Consider the following 3886-nt stretch of genomic DNA (forward strand, 5'->3'; position numbering starts at 1 on the left):
ATCATGCTCAATGCTCGTGCAGCAGGCTCGATACGCGCTCTTCGATGATGCGCGTATGGTCGCCCGTGGCGATGTCGTACAGCACGGCGGCCGTGATTTCGTATTGCAGCACGCGGCGCGACACGATGGCCTTGAGTTTATTTGCCACCGGCAGGAACAGCAGGTTGGCCAGGCCCACGCCATAAATCGTCGACACGAACGCCACGGCGATGCCGCCACCTAATTTACTCGGGTCGGTGAGGTTTTCCATCACGTGTATCAGGCCCAGCACGGCGCCCAGGATGCCGATGGTGGGGGAATAGCCGGCCGCCGATTCCCACACCTTGACGGCCTGGCGCTCGGCCATCTCGTAGGCGGAGATTTCCACGTCGAGCAGCTGGCGCAGCTTGTCGGGCGCGATGCCGTCGACGATCATGCGCAAACCCTTGGCGTTGAAGCGGTCGGCCGTGTTTTCCATCAGGCGCTCGAGCGCCAGCGTCCCGTCGCGGCGCGCCGTCAGACTCCAGAGTCCGATGTCGCGCGCCAGCGCGGCGCGCGTGTCGGCGGGCGGCAGGAAGACCCAGCGCAGCATTTCCAGGCCGCGCACAAAAGTACGCAGCCGCGTTTGCAGCAGCACGGCGCCGAAGGTGCCAATGACCACGATGGCGAAGGCGGCAGGCTGCAGCAGGGAGGCCATCTTGCCCCCTTCCAGCGCCTGGCCGACCAGGAGGCCGGCCAGCGCCAGCGCCAGCCCGATTACGCTGGACCAGTCCACGCCAGCTCCCTCAAGGTTGCGCGCAGGCGCGCGACGGCCTGGGTATGCAGCTGCGAGACGCGCGATTCGGATACGCCCATCACCGCGCCGATCTCCTTCAGGTTCAGCTCTTCTTCGTAATACAGGCCCATGAGTATTTTCTCGCGTGGCGGCAGCGCGTCGATGGCATCGATCACGGATTGCCGGAAATCGGTATCGAGCAGGGAACGCAAGGGGTCGCTGTCCTCGTCCACGCAATGGCGGTCGAGGAAGCTGTCATTGCCGTCCGGGTCATGAAAGTCTTCGTAGTACACGAGCTGGTGGCCGCCGCCGTCGCCCAGCATTTCCTGGTAGTCGGCCAGCGACATTTTCAGCAGCTTCGCCACTTCCGACTCCGTCGGCGGGTGGCCGAGGCGCTGCTGCAAGGTGCTCATCGCCTCTTCGATCTTGCGCATGTTCTGGCGCATGCTGCGCGGCAGCCAGTCGCTGGTGCGCAATTCGTCGAGCATGGCGCCGCGGATGCGCAGCACGGCATACGTCTCGAACTGCGCGCCATGCGTCTCTTCATAGCGGCTGATGGCATCGAGCAGACCAATCATGCCGGCCTGGATCAGGTCATCGACCTCGACCGAAGGCGGCAATTTCGCCTTCATATGGTGCGCCAGACGCTTCACCAGCGGAATATGCTCCGTCAGCAAATAGTCCTTGTTCGATTTCCCTTTGACCGTGTACATAGGCTGCTTATTGTTTTCTCATCTTATCTGGTGCTACGGTTGGCTTCAGGCGCTGAACTGGTGCGGGCTCCCCGTCTGGTACAAGGTGCCGCCCAGCACCGGCGCCGCCGAACGGGCCAGCCGCTCGGCCAGTCCGCGAAACGCCACCGAGGCGCCCGCCAGCGGAAACGCATCGACCACGCTGCGGCCCAGGCGCGCCGCGCGGTGCAGATACTCATCGGCAGGCACCGAACCCATCGAGGTCAGCTTCACGGCCAGGTAGCGGCTCGCCGCCTGCGCCATATTATCGTATACCACTTTTGCTTCGGATTCGGAAGCGCCGGTGACGAGGATGCCGAAGGGACGGCGTCCCAGTTCCTGGCTCAGGCGCTTGATCAGGCAGTACGCCGCCTTGATTGAGGTGGCGCTGGTGGACACTTGCACGACGATATCCGATGAGGCCATCAGCGGCACGGGGAAGCAGTCGCCCTCGTCGGCCACGATGCCGTCGACCAGCACGATGCCGCTCTGGCGCGCCAGCACCTCGAAGGTCTTGCCCAGGCGGCGCAGTTCGTCCTCGCCCGCATAGTCCATGCTGTCCATCAAATGGTTGCGCGCGCCCAGGCTGGCCACACCGAAGCCTTGCGGCACCTGGTGGATGACCTGGTTCAAGCCGCACTGCTGGCGCGCCACGTCGCGCAGGCTGGCGCCGTGCGCCAGGCCCAGGCGCGCAGCCACGCCATCGCTGCCGCCGCTGGCGTCGAGCAGCAGCACGTCATTGCCGCCGTAGGCGAGCGAAGCGCCCAGGTTGACCAGCATGGCGCCCTTGTCGTCCTGCGGCGTGGCCGACAGGAACGTCATGACGCGCGGCTGCGGGCCGGCCAGCATGCGGCGCAAGCCTTCGGCCTGATCGAAATCGAAATTAGCCAAGGTGCACCCCGCGCGCTTCATTGTTGCGGGCGGCCGCCTGCGCCATCAGCAGCGGCAGTTCGGCATCGGAAAACTGCGTCGCCGCCGAGTCGCGCTTGAGCTTGAAGGCGCGGTCGATCAGGTAGCCGCGGTCGGCCAGGTACAGGTCTTCCGGCACGCGCTGGCCGTTCGACACATAAAACAGGTTCAGCTTCTGGCGGATCACCACGTCGAGCACATTGCCGATCGAGGCCGCTTCATCGAGCTTGGTCATGATGCAGCCGGCCAGGCCGCTGCCTTGATATGCGCGCACCACTTCGTTGAGGGTTTCCTGCGTCGCGGTGGAATTCAGGCACAACAAACGTTTCACGTCGGCGCCGGCGCCCGACAGCATGGCCACCTGCTCCGTCACCATCTGGTCGCGCTGGCTCACGCCGACCGTATCGATCAGCACCGTGTGCTTGTTCTTCAACTCCTTCAGGGCGATGCGCAGGTCCGCCTCGTCCTTCACCGAATGCACCATCACGCCGAGGATCTTGCCGTAGATGCGCAACTGTTCATGCGCGCCGATACGGTAGGCGTCCGTGGTGATCAGAGCCAGCTTTTCCGGGCCGTGGCGCATCACGCAGCGGGCGGCCAGCTTGGCCGTGCTGGTGGTCTTGCCGACGCCGGTCGGGCCGACCAGCGCAAACACGCCGCCCTGCTCCAGCATGGCGTCTTCATTGGCCACGGTATTGAGGTTGCGGCTCAGGACGGTCTTGATCCAGCGCATGCTTTGCGCGCCATCGAGGCCGGCGGGCAGCTTGTCGATCAGGTAGCGCGCCAGGCTGGCCGAGAAGCCGGCGGCCAGCATTTCGCGCAGCACGACGGCTTTTTGCGGCTCGCGCTGCTGCGTCGAACCCCACGAGATTTCCGCCAGCTGGGTTTCCATCATGCCGCGCATGGCGCGGATTTCATTCATCATGCCGCTCATCTCGGCGGCGGCGTTTTCCTTGACGTGCGCCAGCGCGCTGGCCATCATCTGCTGCATGCGGGCCATGTCCACTGGCTCGGAGGCAGCCTGGCGCGGCGCGGCAGGACGTGGCGCGGCCGGGCGCTGGGCCGGGGCGGCCGGACGCTGCGGCGTGGCGAACTGGGTCTGCAACTGGGGACGGGGCTGGGCCATTTCGGACGCGGCCGGCGGCGACGCCAGCGAAGCGGCATCGTCATTGGCCAGCGCGAGGATTTCCACCACGCCGTCGGCCTGGCGGTTCGACAGGATCACGGCATCGGGGCCCAGCGCTTCGCGCACCTTGCGCAGCGCATCGCGCGACGAGGCGCCCGTAAATTTCTTCACATTCATGACCGGCCTCCCAGGGCGGGGGTGGCGCAATATTGGCTGAACTGTGTGACCATCGTCGACTCCTGTTGCTTGAGTGCTGTCTTCCACATGGACACAGATCACCCGGACAGTTTCCATTATTAGCGATGCTTGCAGGAAATGATCGAAGGAACAGGACGGGAAAGTACCCGTTATTCAGTTTGCCGGGAG

Annotated in this window: 4 protein-coding genes; all 4 read right to left on the minus strand. The window is 64.8% G+C overall.

The genetic code is table 11. The annotated features are described in order from the left end of the window. Positions 1-7: 7 nt before the first annotated feature. The 4 genes from HWE17_RS28285 to flhF are packed head-to-tail and all read right to left on the minus strand — an operon-like array spanning position 8 to position 3697. The gene (locus tag HWE17_RS28285; protein WP_176391092.1) at positions 8-754 is read right to left on the minus strand and encodes a flagellar motor protein; all 747 of its coding nucleotides are present in this window, start codon (positions 752-754) and stop codon (positions 8-10) included. Next, on the minus strand, positions 736-1467 hold the full coding sequence (locus HWE17_RS28290) for an RNA polymerase sigma factor FliA (protein ID WP_035821402.1): 732 nt from the start codon (positions 1465-1467) through the stop codon (positions 736-738). Before HWE17_RS28290 ends, HWE17_RS28285 begins: the two co-directional genes overlap by 19 nt. 45 nt (positions 1468-1512) lie before the next feature. After that, the gene (locus tag HWE17_RS28295; protein WP_176391093.1) at positions 1513-2376 is read right to left on the minus strand and encodes an antiactivator of flagellar biosynthesis FleN protein; all 864 of its coding nucleotides are present in this window, start codon (positions 2374-2376) and stop codon (positions 1513-1515) included. Further along, positions 2369-3697 (minus strand): flagellar biosynthesis protein FlhF, encoded by a 1329-nt coding sequence (flhF, locus tag HWE17_RS28300; protein ID WP_034754102.1) that lies wholly within the window; start codon positions 3695-3697, stop codon positions 2369-2371. Before flhF ends, HWE17_RS28295 begins: the two co-directional genes overlap by 8 nt. Positions 3698-3886: the final 189 nt, after the last annotated feature.

Source organism: Janthinobacterium sp. BJB401 (genome assembly GCF_013372745.1).
Taxonomy (GTDB): domain Bacteria; phylum Pseudomonadota; class Gammaproteobacteria; order Burkholderiales; family Burkholderiaceae_D; genus Janthinobacterium; species Janthinobacterium rivuli.

Bases quoted from the DNA above. Each gene is read 5' to 3' on its own strand.
- HWE17_RS28290 (WP_035821402.1), bottom strand. From the start codon at position 1,467: ATGTACACGGTCAAAGGGAAATCGAACAAGGACTATTTGCTGACGGAG.
- flhF (WP_034754102.1), bottom strand. From the start codon at position 3,697: ATGAATGTGAAGAAATTTACGGGCGCCTCGTCGCGCGATGCGCTGCGC.